The sequence below is a fragment of the Streptomyces sp. NPDC030183 genome (genome assembly GCF_055573455.1).
The window spans coordinates 95,792-113,252 of record NZ_JBVIBK010000008.1 but is presented as its reverse complement, the minus strand read 5'-3'; the positions used below and the strand labels follow the sequence as shown (position 1 = coordinate 113,252).

Sequence of the window (17,461 nt, the reverse complement as noted above, 5' to 3'; positions counted from 1 at the left end):
CGCGTCACCCGAGCCACATCACTCACCCAGCGACTCGAACCGCCACCGGTGGACCGCCCGGCCGACCAACCCGGCGTCGGGCTCCGGCAGTTCCGGCAGCTCGGCGTCGTACTCCGCGTCCCACCAGGTGATGACGAGCACCCGGTCCTGCGGCGCCCGGAACGTCTCGCGCCGCAGCGGCCGTACCGGGAGCCGCTGGTCCCGGGCCCAGGCGAGGAGATCCTCGCCCCGGCCGGGGAGCGCCCGGGCCTCCCACATCAGGGCGACGGTCACGAGTACAGGTTCTCCTTGCTGACCTCGTGGACGTGGTCGTGCGTGTGCGAGACGCCCGGCACATGCGGGTCGGTGACGGGGAGGGAGGAGTCGGCGGACAGGTCCCAGTCGGAGGCGGCGCGGTTCCGCGCGACCATCTCCGCCCCGAGCGCGGCCACCATCGCGCCGTTGTCCGTGCACAGCTTGGGGCGCGGCACCCTCAGCCGGATACCGGCCGCCTCGCAGCGCTCCTGGGCGAGCGCCCGCAGCCGGGAGTTGGCGGCGACACCGCCGCCGATCATCAGATGGTCGACACCCTGGTCGCGGCAGGCCCGTACGGCCTTGCGGGTGAGGACGTCCACCACCGCCTCCTGGAAGGAGGCCGCCACGTCCCGCACCGGCACCTCCTCGCCGGCCGCGCGCTTGGCCTCGATCCAGCGGGCGACGGCGGTCTTCAGACCGGAGAAGGAGAAGTCGTAGATCGGGTCGCGGGGCCCGGTGAGCCCGCGCGGGAACGCGATCGCCTCCGGGTCGCCCTCCCTGGCGTAGCGGTCGATGACCGGGCCGCCGGGGAAGCCGAGGTCGAGCACGCGGGCGATCTTGTCGAAGGCCTCGCCGGCCGCGTCGTCGATGGTCGAGCCCATCGGCCGGACGTCCGAGGTGATGTCCGTCGACAGCAGCAGCGAGGAGTGTCCGCCGCTCACGAGCAGCGCCATCGTCGGCTCGGGCAGCGCCCCGTGCTCCAGCTGGTCCACACAGATGTGGGACGCCAGGTGGTTGACGCCGTAGAGGGGCTTGCCGAGCGCGTACGCGTACGCCTTCGCCGCCGAGACGCCGACGAGCAGCGCGCCCGCGAGTCCGGGACCGGCGGTGACGGCGATGCCGTCGAGGTCCTTCGCGCTGACGCCCGCCTCCTTCAGCGCGCGGTCGATGGTCGGGACCATCGCCTCCAGGTGGGCGCGGGAGGCCACCTCGGGCACCACGCCACCGAAACGGGCGTGCTCGTCGACACTGGACGCGACCGCGTCCGCGAGGAGGGTGTGGCCGCGGACGATGCCCACGCCGGTCTCGTCGCAGGAGGTCTCGATCCCCAGGACCAGGGGTTCGTCAGCCATTGATCTCGGTTCCTTGTACGGATGTGGAGGGGTCGTTGAGGCGCATGACGAGGGCGTCCACGTTCCCCGGCTGGTAGTAGCCGCGGCGGAAGCCGATCGCCTCGAAACCGAAGCGTTCGTACAGCTTCTGGGCGCGGACGTTGTCGACGCGGCACTCGAGCATCACCTGGGCGCACTCGAACGCGGTCGCGGCCCGCAGCAGCTCGGTCAGGAGCAGCGCGCCGAGGCCGGTGCCCCAGTGGTCGCGGGCGACGGCGATGGTCTGGACGTCGGCGACGTCACCGGCGGCGGCGAGGCCCCCGTACCCGACGATCCGCCCGTCCTCGGGGGACTCGGCCACGAAGTACCGCCGGGTCGCCTCCGGCCCGCGCGCGTGGGCCAGGTCCGACCAGAACATGCCGCGGGACCAGGCGTCCTCGGGGAAGAGGTCCTTCTCCAGCTCCAGGACGGGCTCGATGTCCCACCAGCGCATCTCGCGCAGCACCGGCGTCGTCACTTGGGGGTGACCACCTTGTAGTTCTTGGGCACCTGGGCGTCCGGCCGGCGCAGGTACAGCGGCCGGGGCGCCTCCAGCTCCTCGCCCTTGGCCAGCCGCTCCGCCGCGAGGGCGGCGAGCGCCGCCGCCGTCACGTGCTCGGGGGCGCGGGCGTCGGGGAAGGTGTCGGGGTAGAGCAGCGCCCCCGCACCCACGGCCGGCAGCCCGGCCACGGCTTCGGCGATCTCGGCGGGCCGGTCGACGGCCGGGTCCGTGACCCGGGTGCGCGGGTCCTCGTACCGGGCCCAGTACACCTCCTTGCGCCGGGCGTCGGTGGCCACCACGAAGGGGCCCTCGACGTCGGCCGCGTACGCGAGCGCGTCGAGGGTGCACAGGCCGTGGACGGGGACCCCGAGGGCGAGGCCGAAAGTGTCGGCGGTCATCAGGCCGACGCGGAGCCCGGTGTAGGGGCCGGGCCCGGTGCCCACGACGATCGCGGTGACGGCGTCGAGGCGGGCGCCCGCCTCGGCGAGGACCCGGTCGACGGCGGGCAGCAGCAGTTCCCCGTGGCGACGGGCGTCCACCTGGCTCGACGCGGCGACGACATCCGTCCCGTCGTGCAGCGCGACGGTGACGGCGGGGGTGGCGGTATCCAGAGCGAGCAAGAGCACGCAAACAGCCTACGGCGCTTCGGCCCGGGCCACGGCCGACCCGGTGCACCGTCCCCCTGCTGCTACCGTCACAGCACAGACGTACATCAAGGGCGTACGTGCGTACGAGAGGTGGGCGCAGAAGGTGGCCAGCAGCAGCTCGGGATTCGTGGCCGGGCTCACGGCGGCGGCGATCGCCGCAGTCGGTTTCCTCACCTACCAGGCGTCGGCGAAAGCGCCGGACGACCTCGGCAAGCCGTCCGCCTCCGAGACGCCGGCGGCCAAGAAGTCCAAGACGCCCGCCGGCAAGGAGAAGGACGACGACCTGCTCCTGCCCAAGGGGTCGGGCACCGGCGAGCGTGTCGTCTACTCCCTCGACGAGGACCGCGTCTGGCTGGTCGGCGCGAACGAGAAGGTCACCCGCACCTTCGAGGTCACGCCCAGCGCGGTGGACCCCACCCCCGCCACCTACACGGTCACGTCCCGCTCCGCCGCCATCACCGGCTCGGACGGCACCCCCATCGAGCACGTCGTCCGCTTCGCCTCGGTCGACGGCGTGGTCATCGGCTTCAGCGCGGCGGTGGACGGCTCCACCCCCCAGCCCGACCCCGCGGTCAAGACGGGCGGCATCCGGGAGTCCCGCAAGGACGGCAAGGCGATGTGGCAGTTCGCGGGCATCGGCACAAAGGTGGTCGTGGTCGAGTAAGGGGGTGCCTGTCGAAGCAAGGGGGCACACAAAAGGGGCGCGGGGAACTGCGCGACAAGCCCTCACCCACCCGCAGCCGCGACACGGCCCAGGACCCCTCCCGGCGCGCAACCTCTACGCAGCCCGAGGGTGCCGCTTCTCCGCGGGCCGCCGCCCCTCCGCCCGAACCGGCGGGGCCTCCGGCGTGGACACCGCCTTCGCCGCCGCACAGCTGGCCAACAGGTCCCGCATCGACACCCCGGCGACCCCGGAGGTCACACCGGACGCCGCACCGGAATCCCGTCGCTCCGAACCCTGCATGGACGCCTCCCGCTGCCACCGGCGAACCAAGTTAGGCAGACCTAACCAAGGACTGGTTACCATGTGACCACGCCGGACGCGCCAAAGCAACATCTTGCCGACACCTTGTCGGAACCGACACAGGACGCGCCCCCACAAGACGCGCCCCCCTCCCAGCCTCAGGCCGAGAGCACACCCAGCTCGACGGAGGCCCACCGCTCCCCGAGCCCGGTGACGGTCACGTGCCGCACCTCGTCGGTCGTGTCGCCGACCGCCCGGTGGATGACGACGTGGAGCCGGTCGTCGGTCAGCTCCTCGACCTTCCCCTCGCCCCACTCGACCACGATCACCGATTCCGGCAGCGAGACGTCGAGATCGAGGTCCTCCATCTCGTCCAGCCCGCCGCCCAGGCGATACGCGTCGACGTGGACGAGCGGCGGCCCCTCCCCCAGGGAGGGGTGCACGCGCGCGATGACGAACGTCGGCGAGGTGACGGCTCCGCGCACCCCGAGCCCTTCCCCGAGCCCCCGGGTCAGGGTGGTCTTCCCGGCACCCAGCTCCCCGTTGAGCATGACGAGATCACCCGAACGCAGCAGTTTGGCCAGACGACGGCCCAACTCCAGCATCTGCTCGGGAGACCGCACGACGATCTCGACGGAGGTCCCGGACGACGAGGACGAAGGCGTTGAGGAGACGACCCCGGGCTCACCCGGGACGTACCGTGCTGCTGGCGCTTCCATAACCACTTACGGTAGCCCCCGCCGGCACGGCCCCCGCCCGGGTCAGCAGGTCGGCGAGCCGGTCGGTGACCACCTCGGGGTGCTCCAGCATCACCAGGTGCCCGGCGTCCGGCACGAGCACCAGCTCCGCGTCCGGCAGCAGATCGGCGATCGCCTCACTGTGCTCGCTGGGCGTGACGAGGTCCTGGACTCCGGCCAGCACCAGCACCGGCAGCTCGGCGAAGGCCGCGAGCGCCTCCGTCTTGTCGTGCTCGGTGAACGCCGGGTAGAACTCGGCGACGACGTCGATGGGCGTGCCCTCGATCATCCGTTCGGCGAACCGCGCGACCGCCGGGTCGACGTCCCGCGACGCGAACGAGTACCGCTTGATGATCCCGGCGAACAGATCGGCGGTCGCCCGCCGCCCCCGCTCCACCAGCGCGGCCTGCTGCCCGAGCGCCCTGAGCACCCCCGGCAGCACCCGCCGCACCGCGTTGACGCCCGCGACGGGCAACCCGAAGTTGACCTCGCCGAGCCGCCCCGACGACGTACCGACGAGGGCGACGGCGACGACCCTCTCGCGGATCAGCTCGGGGTAGTGAGCGGCGAGCGCCATGACGGTCATCCCGCCCATGGAGTGCCCGACGAGCACGATGGGCCCGTCGGGCACGGCCGCGTCGATCACGGCCTTGAGGTCGCGCCCGAGCTGGTCGATGGTGACCGGATCCCCGTCGAGGGCCTGGGCGCGCCCGGAGCGGCCGTGGCTGCGCTGGTCCCAGTGCACGGTCCGTACGACACCGCGCAGCGCGGCCCGCTGGAAGTGCCAGGAGTCCTGGTTGAGGCAGTAGCCGTGGCTGAAGACGACGGTGACGGGGGCGGGCGCCTTGCGGCCGAAGAGCCGGCGTCTGCGGGGGGCGAGGCCGGCCTCCGGCTCGATGTCGTCGACCTCGTAGTACAGCTCGGTGCCGTCGTCGGCGTACGCCTTGCCGGGGGTGCCGCGCAGCGTCCCGTACGGGCCCGTGGAGTCGAGCGCGAGCCGGGCCTTCCTGCGCATGCCGCGGCCCACGGTGAGCCGCTCTATGGCGACACCGGCGGCCGCGCCCGCCGCGACCACACCTATCGCCGCCCCCGCTACGCCCGCCCTGCGCCAGGTCCCGCCGGCGGTGGCGGCGGACGCGGCTGTGGCGGCCGCGCTCGCGACGGCCTCCACGGCCTCCGCGCTGCTCTCGCTCACATCCCGCTCCTCTTCGCCGGTCCTCGGGCCCTAGCCCTTCCGCACACCCGTACGGAGTTTCCCGTCTCGTTCGTCTTTCACTTACTCGTGGTGTACTCGCGCTTACTCGTGTGGTACTCGCGGCGGCGCGGGCGTGTTCACCCGAGCGGGGCAGCTCACACTGTCACCCGTTCGCGGGTACGGGACTCCTCACGCCTGCCCACCCGTGTCGACGTAGACGCGGGGGACGCGGGTTCCGATGCGGGTCACGATCTCGTAGGCGATGGTTCCGGCCGCCTTCGCCCAGTCCTCGGCGGTCGGTTCGCCGCCGTCGCCGGAGCCGAACAGCACCACCTCGTCACCGGCGGCGGGTTCGTCCCCGCCGAGGTCGACGACGAACTGGTCCATCGCGACACGCCCCGCGACCGTCCGCCACTTGCCGCCGACGAGCACGGGCCCGGTGCCGGAGGCGTGCCGGGGGATGCCGTCCGCGTAGCCGACGGGGACGAGGCCGAGCGTCGTGGCGCCCGGCGTGACGTAGTGGTGCCCGTAGCTGACGCCGTGGCCGCCGGGCACATGCTTGACCAGCGCGAGCGAGGCGCTCAGCCGCATCACGGGACGCAGTCCGAGGTCGGCCGAACTGCCCAGCTCCGGGCTGGGCGAGACGCCGTAGAGGGCGATGCCCGCCCGGACGAGGTCGAAGTGGCTCTCCGGAAGGGTGAGCGTGGCGGGCGAGTTGGCGATGTGCCGCACCTCGGGCCGTACGCCCTGGGCCTCCGCGTACGTCACCATCTCGCGGAACAGGTCGAGCTGGGCGGCGATGGACGGGTGCCCCGGCTCGTCGGCGCACGCGAGGTGCGACCAGAGCCCGGTGACGGTGACGAGCCCCTCCGCCTCGGCGCGCAGCGCCTCGGTGACCAGTTCCGCCCAGTCGTCCGGCTGGCAGCCGTTCCGCCCGAGGCCCGTGTCGGCCTTCAGCTGCACGCGCGCGCGTGCGCCCGCCGCGCGGGCGGCTTCGGTGACCTCCCGCAGCGCCCACAGACCGCTGACGGACACGTCGAGGTCGGCCTCGATCGCCTCCCGCCAGGGCCCGCCGGGCGCCCAGAGCCAGCACATGATGCGCCCCGGCAGCCCCGCCGCGCGGAGCGCCAGCGCCTCCTCGGGCGTGGCCGTGCCCAGCCACGCGGCGCCCGCCTCGACCGCGGCCCGCGCGCACCGCACCGCCCCGTGGCCGTACGCGTCGGACTTGACGACGGCCATCAGGGCGGCACCCGGCGCCAGCGCGCGCAGGGTCCGCACGTTGGCCCGCAGGGCATCCAGATCGATCTCGGCGCGGGCCCGCAGGGGCGCGGTCCGCGAAGGCGCTGTCTCACTCATGTCAGCCCCAGTGTCTCAGAGCCCCGGGACACCCCCACGGCGCCCCACGACCGGGGGCTCACTTCCCCGCCCGCCGCCCCCAGACGAAGACCCGGTCCTTGGTCTTCAGCACCCCCCACAGGGTCCGCGCGTCCGCCAGCCGCAGGTTCACGCAGCCCATCGACCCGATCTCCGTGTAGATGGACCCGTACACGGCGTGGAACGCCTGCCCCCCGCTGAAGAACTGGGCGTACGGCATCGGCTGGTGATAGAGCGTCGACCAGTGGTTCTTGTGCTTCCAGTACACGGTGTGCCAGCCCGCCCGGGTCGGGTACTGCCGCCGCCCGCTGCGCATCGGCACCGGCCCGAACACCACCTTCTTGCCCTTCTGCACCCAGGTCAGCTGCCGCGTCAGGTCCACACACGCCACCCGGTGGGCGCGGACCGGGCACCTGCCCGCCGCGTTGGGGTTCTTGCGGGCCGACAGGTACTGCATCCGCGCCCAGGTCACCGGCCCCGCGAAGCCGATGGCCGGCTTGATGCCCTGCTTGATCTGGAACGCCCGGATGGCGAGGCAGTCCGCCCTGGACTGCTTCGCGTTCGCGTTCTTCAGCTTGAGCCACCGCTCGACCTGCTTCTGGTACGGCCCCGTCGCCGTCGTACAGGTGAGCTTGGCCTCGGCGACCGCCGCGGCCTCACTCAGCGGGACGTACTCGATGAGGTCGTACGTCCCGGCCGCCGCGCTCCTCGGCTCGACCGCCTCCTCCAGCGGGCTCGGCCGGTACACGCGGGGCGGGAGCACCTGGTCGGGCGTGTCGAGGTGCCAGGGCTGATGGGGGCCGGGCGGCACGCCGGGGACGAGTGGGTCGCCGCCGGGCGCGGGGGCGGGCGACGGCGCCTGGGCCGTCGCGCTGTCCAGCGGCAGGACGCTCACCAGGGCGAGGAGCACGGCGACCGTGCGAAAGGTCACGCGCTTGGTTTGTCGGCTCGTCATGTGATCAGCAGTACGTGCCGCCCAGACGCGCGGGAGTGCGCCGCGCGCGCCGGGTCACCCGAATATCGCGCGCCAGGTCACCCGATGTGAGGGCTCACCCAGGACCCGATCGTCACGTACAGTCACAGAGGGCGCACGACAGGTCGCGCGCGACGGCATCACCGGAAGACGACAGCGACACCAGCACGGCAGCACCATCCAGGACGACATCACCGGACACCACCGGACACCACAGGGGTTGATATGTGCGGAATCGTGGGATACGTCGGATCGCAGTCCGCGCTCGACGTGGTCCTGGCCGGGCTGAAGCGGCTGGAGTACCGGGGGTACGACTCGGCGGGCGTGGCGGTCCCGGCCGACGGGGGCCTGGCCGCCGCCAAGAAGGCCGGGAAGCTGGTGAACCTGGAGAAGGAGCTGGTCGGCCGTCCGCTGCCCAGCGGTTCCACCGCGATCGGCCACACCCGCTGGGCCACCCACGGCGGCCCCACCGACACCAACGCCCACCCGCACCTGGACAACGCGGGCCGGGTCGCCGTCGTCCACAACGGCATCATCGAGAACTTCGCCTCCCTGCGCGCCGAACTGACCGAACGGGGCCACGAACTGGCCTCCGAGACGGACACGGAGGTCGTCGCCCATCTGCTCGCCGAGGAGTACTCGTCGTGCGACGACCTCGCCGAGTCGATGCGGCTGGTCTGCCGCCGTCTGGAGGGCGCGTTCACGCTCGTCGCCGTGCACGCGGACGCGCCGGACGTGGTCGTGGGCGCCCGCCGCAACTCCCCCCTCGTGGTCGGCGTCGGTGAGGGCGAGGCGTTCCTCGCGTCGGACGTCGCCGCGTTCATCGACCACACCCGCTCCGCGATCGAGCTGGGCCAGGACCAGGTGGTGGAGCTGCGCCGCGACGGCGTGACGGTGACGACGTTCGACGGCCGCCCCGCCGACGTCCGCTCGTACCACGTCGACTGGGACGCGTCGGCCGCCGAGAAGGGCGGCTACGACTACTTCATGCTCAAGGAGATCGCCGAGCAGCCGAAGGCGGTCGCGGACACCCTGCTGGGCCGTATCGACACGGCGGGCTCGCTGACGCTGGACGAGGTCCGCATCTCCGACCAGGAGCTGCGCGAGCTGGACAAGGTGGTCATCGTCGCGTGCGGTACGGCCTTCCACGCCGGCCTCATCGCCAAGTACGCCATCGAGCACTGGACGCGGGTGCCGTGCGAGGTGGAGCTGGCGAGCGAGTTCCGCTACCGCGACCCGATCCTCGATTACCGCACGCTCGTCATCGCGATCTCCCAGTCCGGCGAGACCATGGACACGCTGATGGCCGTGCGCCACGCACGCGAACAGGGCGCCCGGGTCCTCGCGATCTGCAACACCAACGGCTCGACCATCCCCCGCGAGTCGGACGCGGTCCTCTACACCCACGCGGGCCCCGAGGTCGCCGTCGCCTCCACGAAGGCGTTCCTGACCCAGTTGGTCGCCTGCTACCTGGTCGCGCTCTACCTGGGCCAGGTGCGCGGCACCAAGTGGGGCGACGAGATCCGGGCGGTGATCCGCGACCTCTCCCGTATCTCCCGCGAGGTCGAGCGCGTCCTCGAAACGATGGAGCCGGTACGGGAGTTGGCGCGCACCCTCGCCACGAAGAACACGGTGCTGTTCCTCGGCCGCCACGTGGGCTATCCCGTGGCCCTGGAAGGCGCCCTCAAGCTCAAGGAACTGGCCTACATGCACGCGGAGGGCTTCGCGGCGGGCGAGTTGAAACACGGCCCGATCGCCCTGATCGAGGAGGACCTCCCGGTGGTCGTCGTGGTCCCCTCCCCCGCGGGCCGCTCCCTCCTCCACGACAAGATCGTCTCCAACATCCAGGAGATCCGCGCCCGCGGCGCCCGCACGATCGTCATCGCCGAGGAGGGCGACGAGACGGTCGCCCCCTACGCCGACCACCTCATCCGCATCCCCGCGACGCCCACCCTGCTCCAGCCCCTGGTCTCCACGGTCCCCCTCCAGGTCTTCGCCTGCGAACTGGCCACGGCCCGCGGCAACGAGGTGGACCAGCCGCGCAACCTGGCGAAGTCGGTGACGGTGGAGTGAGCGGAGCGGGGGCTACCGCCTCAGCGGCCCTGGCCGGGATTCGCCCTGATCCGCAGGACGAGCGAGATGGCGCCACAGGCCACCACGGCGAACACGGCACCGCCGTAGTTCTCCTGGGCGACGCTGCCGGCGGCGATCACGGAGCCGATGACGAGGGGTAAGCCGGCGGTCATGCGGTTCTTCTTCACGAGGACCTCTCCCGGGTGGTGGGTGCCGAATCGCAACATGATCTCGACGCGCGGTACGGCCGGGCCAGCCGATAACAGGGCGTGGCGCGCAGGGATTTGGCCGCCGGCACCGGCGCCGGGCGGGGCTGGCCCGGTGTGGCGCCCCTACCGGGGGCGACGCGCCGTAGGGTGCAGGCCATGCCCATCATCGGAGTCGGCATCGACGTCGCCGAGATCGACCGCTTCCGCGCGGCCATGGAACGGACCCCCTCCATGGCCGAACGCCTCTTCCTGCCCGACGAACTCCTCCTCCCGAGCGGCGAACGCCGAGGCATCGCCTCTCTCGCGGCCCGCTTCGCGGCGAAGGAGGCCCTCGCGAAGGCCCTGGGCGCGCCCGCGGGCCTCCACTGGACCGACGCGGAGGTCTACGTCGAGCCCTCCGGCCAGCCCCGCCTCCGGGTGACCGGCACGGTGGCGGCCCGCGCGGCCACGCTCGGCGTCAAGTCCTGGCACATCTCCCTGAGCCATGACGCGGGGGTGGCGTCAGCGGTGGTGGTCGCCGAGGGCTGAGGCCGGGGCGCCCAGCAGCTCGGGGGTGCGCTGTTTGTTCGGCGGGTGCGGGTGGGTGGGGGCCGTTCGCGCAGTTCCCCGCGCCCCTGAAAGCGGGGCCGCAGGCCCAAGCCTTCAGGGGCGCGGGGAACTGCGCGAGAAACCACAACGCACCCGCACCCGCCAACGAACCGCGCACCCCCGAGCTACTGGGCGCCCGCCCGCCCCCCACCGCGCACCCAACCCCAAGGCTCACCCCCTCCTACCTCCCCCGGCCAAAAGAACAGGGCACACTCGACCCCATGCGCTCAGCCCACCGCGTAGAAACCGTCCGCTCAGCCGAACGCGCCCTCATGGCCCAACTCCCCCCCGGCGCCCTGATGCAACGCGCCGCCGCCGGTCTCGCCGCGGCCTGCGCGGACGCGCTCGGCCGGGTCTACGGCAGCCGCGTCGTCCTCCTCACCGGCAGCGGGGACAACGGCGGCGACACCCTCTACGCCGGCGCCCGCCTCGCCAAGCGCGGCGCGGGAGTGACGGCCGTCCTGCTGGCCCCGGACCGCACCCACCGGGACGCCCTCAAGGCCCTCCTCCGAGCCGGCGGCACCACCACCACGCCGTCCACCGCGGCGGAGCCCATCGCCCGCGCCGACCTCGTCCTGGACGGCATCGTCGGCATCGGCGGCAAGGGCGGCCTCCGCCCCGACGCCGCCCGCCTCGCCGAACTCGTCACCGCCTCCCGCGCCACGGTCGTCGCCGTGGACCTCCCGAGCGGCGTCGAGGCGGACACCGGCGAGGTGCACGGCACAGCCCTCCGCGCCGACCTCACCGTCACCTTCGGCACCCACAAGCCGGGCCTGCTCATCGACCCGGCCCGCGAGTACGCCGGCTCGGTCCGCCTGATCGACATCGGCCTGGCGGACACCCTTCCCGCCACCCCCGACCTGGCGGCCCTCCAGCACGCCGACGTGGCCGCCCTCCTCCCCCACCCGGCGCCCGAGAGCGACAAGTACCGCCGCGGAGTGGTGGGCGTCGCCGCCGGCTCGGTCCGCTACCCGGGCGCCGCGGTCCTCGCGGTCGCGGGCGCCCTGCGCTCGGGCGCCGGTGCCGTCCGCTACGTGGGCCCGGCCGCCGACACCGTCCTCGCCCGCTTCCCGGAGACCCTCGTGTCGGACAGCGGCCCGAAGAAGGCCGGCCGGGTCCAGGCATGGGTGACCGGCCCCGGCGCGGGCGACGACGCGGCCCCGGTCGCCGAGGCGCTCTCCACCGACGTGCCCGTGCTCCTCGACGCCGACGGCCTGCGCCTCGCGGACGTGGCCGCCGTACGGGCCCGTACCGCCCCGACCGTGATGACCCCGCACGCGGGCGAGGCCGCGGCGCTGCTGGGCGTCGCGCGCGAGGAGGTCGAGTCGGCCCGGCTGACCGCCGTACGGGAGCTGGCCCGCCGCTATGGCGCGACGGTCCTCCTCAAGGGCTCCACGACCCTGATCGCCGGCCCCGACGACGACACCCCGGTCCGGGTGAACCCCACGGGCACCCCGTGGCTCGCCACCGCCGGCAGCGGCGACGTCCTCTCCGGCCTCACCGGCTCCCTGCTGGCCGCCGGCCTCAGGCCGCTGGACGCGGCGAGCGCGGCGGCGTACCTCCACGGCCTGGCGGGCCGCTACGCCGCGAACGGCGCCCCCACGGCCGCGCAGGACGTCGCGGACGCCATCCCGGCGGCCTGGCGGGACGTCATGGACTGACCGTCACCCGCCCACGGCGAAAGAGTGGGGGGGCCGTCACTCCCCCTCCTCGATCCGGTCGATGGCGTCCCGCACCATCCCCAGATACTCGACCTCCTCGCACCGCGGCTTGCTGCCCATCCGGTACATGTCCATGGCGTCGTCGAGACACTCGCCCAGATCCTCGTCCGGCAGATCGTCCGCCAGCTCGCTGCAGACCTGCCCGGCGAACTCCTGGTCAGCGCGCGTAGACCATACGGAAGCCACCCGATCGCCCCTCAGGTAAGTCGGGAGGCGGCTCCCTCCCGAGTGCCGGGGACGCTAGCCCTCCCGACACCCCAGGTCCATACCTTCACCACATTTCACCCGCGTTGAGGACCCGATCGGCTACCGTGCCCCGGCCGAGGGTGACGGACCCCACCCCGCCACCCCGTTCGAACTCCGTTAACAATGGACTGTGATCTCACCGGTCTCCCCGTTGCCGCGGAGCGCCCACCGGCCCAGGCCGGAGGCGACTCCCTACGTCGACCTCACCCGTACCGAGTGGAGCGCGCTGCGCGACAAGACGCCGCTGCCACTGACCGCCGAGGAGGTCGAGAAGCTGCGTGGCCTGGGCGACGTCATCGACCTCGACGAGGTACGGGACATCTACCTGCCGCTGTCCCGGCTCCTCAACCTCTACGTGGGCGCCACCGACGGCCTGCGCGGCGCCCTGAACACGTTCCTCGGCGAGCAGGGCTCCCAGTCGGGCACCCCGTTCGTCATAGGCGTCGCGGGCTCCGTGGCCGTCGGCAAGTCCACCGTCGCCCGTCTCCTCCAGGCGCTCCTCGCCCGCTGGCCCGAACACCCGCGCGTGGAGCGGGTCACCACGGACGGCTTCCTGCTCCCCATGAAGGACCTCCGCGAACGCGGCCTGGTCTCCCGCAAGGGCTTCCCCGAGTCGTACGACCGCCGTACGCTCACCCGCTTCGTCGCCGACATCAAGGCCGGCAAGGGCGAGGTGACGGCCCCCGTCTACTCCCACCTCATCTACGACATCGTCCCGGACCGGCGGCTCACGGTCCGCCGCCCCGACATCCTCATCGTCGAGGGCCTGAACGTCCTCCAGCCCGCCCTCCCCGGCAAGGACGGCCGCACCCGCGTCGGCCTCGCGGACTACTTCGACTTCAGCGTGTACGTGGACGCCCACCCCGAGGACGTCGAACGCTGGTACCTCAACCGCTTCCGGAAGCTGCGCGGCACCGCCTTCCAGGACCCGTCCTCGTACTTCCGCAAGTACACCCAGGTCTCCGAGGAGGAGGCCCTCGACTACGCCCGCACCCAGTGGCGCACCATCAACAAGCCCAACCTGATCGAGAACATCGCTCCCACCCGGGGCCGCGCCACCCTGATCATCCGCAAGGGCTCCGACCACAAGGTGAAGCGCCTCAGCCTGCGCAAACTGTGAGGCCCGGCCGGGTGCCCGCACCCGGGGCGATGGGCTGTTCGACGGGTGCTGTTAAAAAGGCACCATGCTGCATCTGCGCCTGATCACCCCGGCCGACCGGACCGACGAGGTGGTACGCCTGATCGAGTCGACGGTCGGCACCACTCACCTCGTCGTGGTGCCGGGCGCCGCCCGCAACCCCTCCGGCGACATCGTCATGTGCGACGTCGCGCGGGAGGCGGGCGACGACCTGATCGGCGCGCTCCGCGAGCTGCACCTGGACAAGACCGGCTCGATCGCCGTCGAGAACATCGACCTGTCGCTGTCCAAGCGAGCCGACAACGCCGAGAAGGAGGCACCGGGCGAGGGCGCCGACGCCGTGCTGTGGGAGCACCTGGCGGACGCGACGCACGAGGAGTCGACGCTCTCCGTCACCTACGTCGCCTTCATCACCCTCGCCACGATGATCGCCGCGTGCGGTGTCGTCCTCGACAACGCGATCCTCATCGTCGGCGCGATGGCCGTCGGCCCCGAGTTCGGCCCCCTGGCCGGCTTGAGCACGGCCATCGTGCAATGCCGGCCGCGGCTGGCGCTCCGCTCACTGATCGCCCTGCTCGTGGGCTTCGCGATGGCGATGGCGATGACGGTCGGCTTCACCGTCTTCATGGACGCGCTCGGCTACTTCACCGAGGCCAAACTGGAGGCCGCCCGCCCGAACACCGCGTTCGTCTACGCCCCCGACGCGTTCTCGTTCATCGTCGCCGTCCTCGCCGGCATCGCGGGCACCCTCTCCCTGACGTCGGCGAAGTCGGGCGCCCTGGTCGGCGTGGCCATCTCCGTCACCACGGTCCCGGCCGCCGCCAACGCGGCGGTCGCCGCGGCCTACGGCGACACGAAGCAGACGGTGGGCTCGACCAACCAACTCCTGCTGAACCTCGCGGGCATCATCCTGGCGGCAACCCTGACCATGGTCCTCCAGAAGTACCTCTGGTCAAAGCAACGAGCAGCGACGAAGGGCGCCCGATGACTCCCGGGCACCTGAGGGGCGCGGGGAACTGCGCGACAAGCCACGACGAACCCGCAGCCCGCACACCACAGAACCCGGCACCCCGAACCCGGAACCGACGCCCTACCCGAGCGCCGACTTCACCGCGTCGGCCAACCGCCCGGCGACGGACCGAGCCTGCTCGATATCCGCCGCCTCCACCATCACCCGCACCAGCGGCTCGGTCCCCGACGGCCGCAGCAGCACCCGCCCGGTGGACCCCAGCTCCCGCTCCGCGTCGGCCACCGCGGCGGCCAGCTCCGCGGACGTCCCCACCCGCGTGCGGTCCACGTCCGGCACATTGATGAGCACCTGCGGCAGCCGCTCCATGACCCCCGCGAGGTCCTTGAGCGTGCGCCCGGTCCGCGCGATCCGCGCCGCCAGCAGCAGCCCGGTCAGCGTGCCGTCGCCGGTGGTCGCGTGGTCCAGGACGATGACGTGCCCGGACTGCTCGCCGCCGAGGGCGTACCCGTGCTCCTTCATCTCCTCCAGCACATACCGGTCCCCGACCGCCGTCTGGACGAGCCGCAGCCCCTCCCGCTCCAGCGCCAGCTTGAAGCCGAGGTTGGACATGACGGTGGCGACGACGGTGTCCGAGCGGAGCGCCCCCCGCTCCCGCATGTCGAGGGCGAGCACGGCGAGGATCTGGTCCCCGTCGACCTCGTTGCCCTCGTGGTCCACGGCGAGGCACCGGTCGGCGTCGCCGTCGTGCGCGATGCCGAGGTGCGCCCCGTGCTCGACGACGGCGGCACGCAGCTTCCCGAGGTGCGTGGACCCGCACCCGTCGTTGATGTTGAGCCCGTCCGGCTCGGCCCCGATGGTGACGACCTCGGCCCCGGCCCGGGTGAACGCCTCCGGGGAGACCCCGGCGGCCGCGCCGTGCGCCTCGTCGAGGACGATCTTCAGCCCCTCCAGCCGGTTCGGCAGCACGGACAGCAGATGCTCGACGTACCGCCCGAACCCTTCGTCGTAGGAGCGGATCCGCCCGACGCCCGCGCCGGTCGGCCGGTCCCAGGGCGCACCGGTCCGGTGCTCCTCGTACACGGCCTCGATCTTGTCCTCCAGCTCGTCGGCGAGCTTGTGCCCGCCGCGGGCGAAGAACTTGATGCCGTTGTCGGGCATGGCGTTGTGGCTGGCGGAGAGCATCACGCCGAGGTCGGCGCCCAGCTCGCCGGTGAGGAACGCCACCGCGGGGGTGGGCAGCACACCGACGCGCAGCACGTCGACGCCCGCACTGGCGAGGCCGGCCACCACGGCCGCCTCCAGGAACTCCCCGGACGCTCGCGGATCCCGTCCGACCACCGCCACCGGCTTGTGGCCTTCGAAGGTGCCCGCCTCGGCGAGTACGTGTGCCGCCGCGACGGAGAGTCCGAGCGCGAGCTCGGCCGTCAGATCCGCGTTGGCGACACCGCGCACGCCGTCCGTGCCGAAGAGTCGTCCCACTGTGGTGTCCTCCGAATTGCTGAGAATGTGCGGCTCGTACCCGGTGGTCCCGTACCGGGCGTCCCCCACCGGTTGTCCCCCGAGTGTCCCGGCACTGCCCGGACCAAGTACATCCCCTGAGACTGTCCTCCCCCGTTCGGGGTTGTACCGGCAGTGTGCGTGTAGTCGTGCGGGAAACAAGCGGCCCTGCTACGCAAACCGCCCCGGCGGCACAGGTACGTGCCACCGGGGCGTTGCGTGCGGTGCAGCGGAGCGGTGTTTAGCGCTTGCTGTACTGCGGAGCCTTGCGGGCCTTCTTCAGACCGGCCTTCTTGCGCTCGACCGCACGGTCGTCGCGGCGGAGGAAGCCGGCCTTCTTGAGGGCGCCACGGTTGTTGTCGACGTCGGCCTCGTTCAGGGCGCGGGCGACACCGAGACGGAGCGCACCGGCCTGGCCGGAGACGCCGCCACCGGCGATACGGGCGATGACGTCGTAGCGGCCCTCGAGCTCAAGAACCTTGAACGGCTCGTTGACCTCCTGCTGGTGCACCTTGTTCGGGAAGTAGTCCTCGAGCGTCCGCCCGTTGATCTTCCACTTGCCGGTGCCCGGCACGATGCGGACGCGCGCGATGGCGTTCTTGCGGCGGCCCAGGCCGGCGGCCGGCTGGGGCTCGCCGAAGCGGGAGGCCATGGACTCGGTGGTGTACTCGCCCTCGACGGGGACGTCCGACTCCGTGGTGTAGCTGTCGATGTCAAGCTCTTCGAGCGGCTGCTCGGCAGTGGTCTCGGCCACGATTCTCCTCAGATTCTCTTCAGGCTTAGGGGGCGGCCGGACTTACTGCGCGACCTGGGTGATCTCGAACGGCACCGGCTGCTGGGCAGCGTGCGGGTGCTGGTCGCCCGAGTAGACCTTCAGCTTGGAGAGCATCTGACGGCCCAGGGAGTTCTTGGGAAGCATGCCCTTGACGGCCTTCTCGACGGCCTTCTCGGGGTTCTTCGCCAGCAGCTCGTCGTAACGGACGGAGCGCAGACCACCCGGGTAACCGGAGTGGCGGTAGGCCATCTTCTGGGTCCGCTTGTTGCCGGACAGGTGCACCTTGTCCGCGTTGATGATGATGACGAAGTCACCAGCGTCGACGTGGGGCGCGTAGATCGGCTTGTGCTTGCCGCGAAGCAGGGTCGCGGCGGTGGTGGCGAGACGACCCAGGACAACGTCCTGAGCGTCGATGACGTGCCACTGACGCGTCACATCGCCGGGCTTGGGGCTGTACGTACGCACGG

20 protein-coding genes are annotated in these 17,461 nt (G+C 72.2%); 6 read left to right on the top strand and 14 right to left on the bottom strand.

Going from position 1 to position 17,461, the window contains the following annotated elements:
- Positions 1-18: 18 nt before the first annotated feature.
- Genes ACZ4Z2_RS11960 through tsaB form a run of 4 tightly spaced genes read right to left on the bottom strand, consistent with a single transcriptional unit; the run spans position 19 to position 2,513 of the window.
- A complete protein-coding gene (locus ACZ4Z2_RS11960; protein ID WP_468074866.1) occupies positions 19-273 on the bottom strand; it encodes a hypothetical protein in 255 nt (84 codons plus the stop codon).
- On the bottom strand, positions 270-1,367 hold the full coding sequence (gene tsaD / locus ACZ4Z2_RS11955) for a tRNA (adenosine(37)-N6)-threonylcarbamoyltransferase complex transferase subunit TsaD (protein ID WP_468074865.1): 1,098 nt from the start codon (positions 1,365-1,367) through the stop codon (positions 270-272). Before tsaD ends, ACZ4Z2_RS11960 begins: the two co-directional genes overlap by 4 nt.
- Positions 1,360-1,863 (bottom strand): ribosomal protein S18-alanine N-acetyltransferase, encoded by a 504-nt coding sequence (rimI, locus tag ACZ4Z2_RS11950; RefSeq protein ID WP_468074863.1) that lies wholly within the window; start codon positions 1,861-1,863, stop codon positions 1,360-1,362. The genes tsaD and rimI overlap by 8 nt, the downstream gene beginning before the upstream one ends.
- Positions 1,860-2,513: a tRNA (adenosine(37)-N6)-threonylcarbamoyltransferase complex dimerization subunit type 1 TsaB gene (gene tsaB, locus ACZ4Z2_RS11945; RefSeq protein ID WP_468074861.1), complete on the bottom strand. Its 654-nt coding sequence runs from the start codon at positions 2,511-2,513 to the stop codon at positions 1,860-1,862. The genes rimI and tsaB overlap by 4 nt, the downstream gene beginning before the upstream one ends.
- A gap of 124 nt (positions 2,514-2,637) precedes the next feature.
- On the opposite strand from tsaB, the gene ACZ4Z2_RS11940 reads away from it, so the two are divergent.
- Complete coding sequence (locus ACZ4Z2_RS11940) at positions 2,638-3,198, top strand: L,D-transpeptidase (RefSeq protein WP_468074859.1); 561 nt, start codon at positions 2,638-2,640, stop codon at positions 3,196-3,198.
- Positions 3,199-3,312: 114 nt separating this feature from the next.
- Here the strand turns inward: ACZ4Z2_RS11940 and ACZ4Z2_RS11935 are convergent, their stop codons facing one another.
- The 5 genes from ACZ4Z2_RS11935 to ACZ4Z2_RS11915 all read right to left on the bottom strand — a co-directional run bounded on the left by ACZ4Z2_RS11935 (position 3,313) and on the right by ACZ4Z2_RS11915 (position 7,759).
- Positions 3,313-3,498 (bottom strand): hypothetical protein, encoded by a 186-nt coding sequence (locus ACZ4Z2_RS11935; protein ID WP_468074857.1) that lies wholly within the window; start codon positions 3,496-3,498, stop codon positions 3,313-3,315.
- A 158-nt stretch (positions 3,499-3,656) separates the two neighbouring features.
- Complete coding sequence (tsaE, locus tag ACZ4Z2_RS11930) at positions 3,657-4,217, bottom strand: tRNA (adenosine(37)-N6)-threonylcarbamoyltransferase complex ATPase subunit type 1 TsaE (protein ID WP_468074855.1); 561 nt, start codon at positions 4,215-4,217, stop codon at positions 3,657-3,659.
- The gene (locus ACZ4Z2_RS11925; RefSeq protein ID WP_468074853.1) at positions 4,183-5,430 is read right to left on the bottom strand and encodes an alpha/beta fold hydrolase; all 1,248 of its coding nucleotides are present in this window, start codon (positions 5,428-5,430) and stop codon (positions 4,183-4,185) included. Before ACZ4Z2_RS11925 ends, tsaE begins: the two co-directional genes overlap by 35 nt.
- A gap of 189 nt (positions 5,431-5,619) precedes the next feature.
- A complete protein-coding gene (alr, locus tag ACZ4Z2_RS11920; RefSeq protein ID WP_468074851.1) occupies positions 5,620-6,786 on the bottom strand; it encodes an alanine racemase in 1,167 nt (388 codons plus the stop codon).
- A 58-nt stretch (positions 6,787-6,844) separates the two neighbouring features.
- Positions 6,845-7,759, bottom strand: a complete 915-nt coding sequence (locus ACZ4Z2_RS11915; RefSeq protein ID WP_468074850.1) for a L,D-transpeptidase — start codon at positions 7,757-7,759, stop codon at positions 6,845-6,847.
- 243 nt (positions 7,760-8,002) lie between these two features.
- Between ACZ4Z2_RS11915 and glmS the strand changes: the two genes are divergently transcribed.
- Entirely contained in the window at positions 8,003-9,850 is a 1,848-nt protein-coding gene (glmS, locus tag ACZ4Z2_RS11910) for a glutamine--fructose-6-phosphate transaminase (isomerizing) (protein WP_468074848.1), read from the top strand.
- A gap of 20 nt (positions 9,851-9,870) precedes the next feature.
- On the opposite strand, the gene ACZ4Z2_RS11905 is transcribed toward glmS, so the two are convergent.
- On the bottom strand, positions 9,871-10,023 hold the full coding sequence (locus tag ACZ4Z2_RS11905; RefSeq protein WP_468074846.1) for a hypothetical protein: 153 nt from the start codon (positions 10,021-10,023) through the stop codon (positions 9,871-9,873).
- A 192-nt stretch (positions 10,024-10,215) separates the two neighbouring features.
- Here ACZ4Z2_RS11905 and ACZ4Z2_RS11900 point away from each other — a divergent pair, with 192 nt between their 5' ends.
- Both ACZ4Z2_RS11900 and ACZ4Z2_RS11895 read left to right on the top strand, forming a co-directional pair.
- The gene (locus ACZ4Z2_RS11900; RefSeq protein WP_468074844.1) at positions 10,216-10,587 is read left to right on the top strand and encodes a holo-ACP synthase; all 372 of its coding nucleotides are present in this window, start codon (positions 10,216-10,218) and stop codon (positions 10,585-10,587) included.
- 281 nt (positions 10,588-10,868) lie between these two features.
- Positions 10,869-12,308: an NAD(P)H-hydrate dehydratase gene (locus tag ACZ4Z2_RS11895; RefSeq protein WP_468074842.1), complete on the top strand. Its 1,440-nt coding sequence runs from the start codon at positions 10,869-10,871 to the stop codon at positions 12,306-12,308.
- Positions 12,309-12,344: 36 nt separating this feature from the next.
- Here the strand turns inward: ACZ4Z2_RS11895 and ACZ4Z2_RS11890 are convergent, their stop codons facing one another.
- Positions 12,345-12,554, bottom strand: a complete 210-nt coding sequence (locus tag ACZ4Z2_RS11890) for a hypothetical protein (RefSeq protein ID WP_055536765.1) — start codon at positions 12,552-12,554, stop codon at positions 12,345-12,347.
- Between the two features lie 190 nt (positions 12,555-12,744).
- On the opposite strand from ACZ4Z2_RS11890, the gene coaA reads away from it, so the two are divergent.
- Entirely contained in the window at positions 12,745-13,734 is a 990-nt protein-coding gene (coaA, locus tag ACZ4Z2_RS11885) for a type I pantothenate kinase (protein WP_468074840.1), read from the top strand.
- Positions 13,735-13,798: 64 nt separating this feature from the next.
- A complete protein-coding gene (locus ACZ4Z2_RS11880; RefSeq protein WP_468074838.1) occupies positions 13,799-14,740 on the top strand; it encodes a DUF389 domain-containing protein in 942 nt (313 codons plus the stop codon).
- Between the two features lie 102 nt (positions 14,741-14,842).
- On the opposite strand, the gene glmM is transcribed toward ACZ4Z2_RS11880, so the two are convergent.
- From glmM to rplM, 3 genes are all read right to left on the bottom strand, one after another.
- Positions 14,843-16,201, bottom strand: a complete 1,359-nt coding sequence (gene glmM / locus ACZ4Z2_RS11875; RefSeq protein WP_468074836.1) for a phosphoglucosamine mutase — start codon at positions 16,199-16,201, stop codon at positions 14,843-14,845.
- A gap of 259 nt (positions 16,202-16,460) precedes the next feature.
- A complete protein-coding gene (rpsI, locus tag ACZ4Z2_RS11870) occupies positions 16,461-16,973 on the bottom strand; it encodes a 30S ribosomal protein S9 (protein ID WP_055517251.1) in 513 nt (170 codons plus the stop codon).
- 42 nt (positions 16,974-17,015) lie between these two features.
- On the bottom strand, positions 17,016-17,459 hold the full coding sequence (gene rplM / locus ACZ4Z2_RS11865; RefSeq protein WP_134040861.1) for a 50S ribosomal protein L13: 444 nt from the start codon (positions 17,457-17,459) through the stop codon (positions 17,016-17,018).
- Between the last annotated feature and the right edge of the window lie 2 nt (positions 17,460-17,461).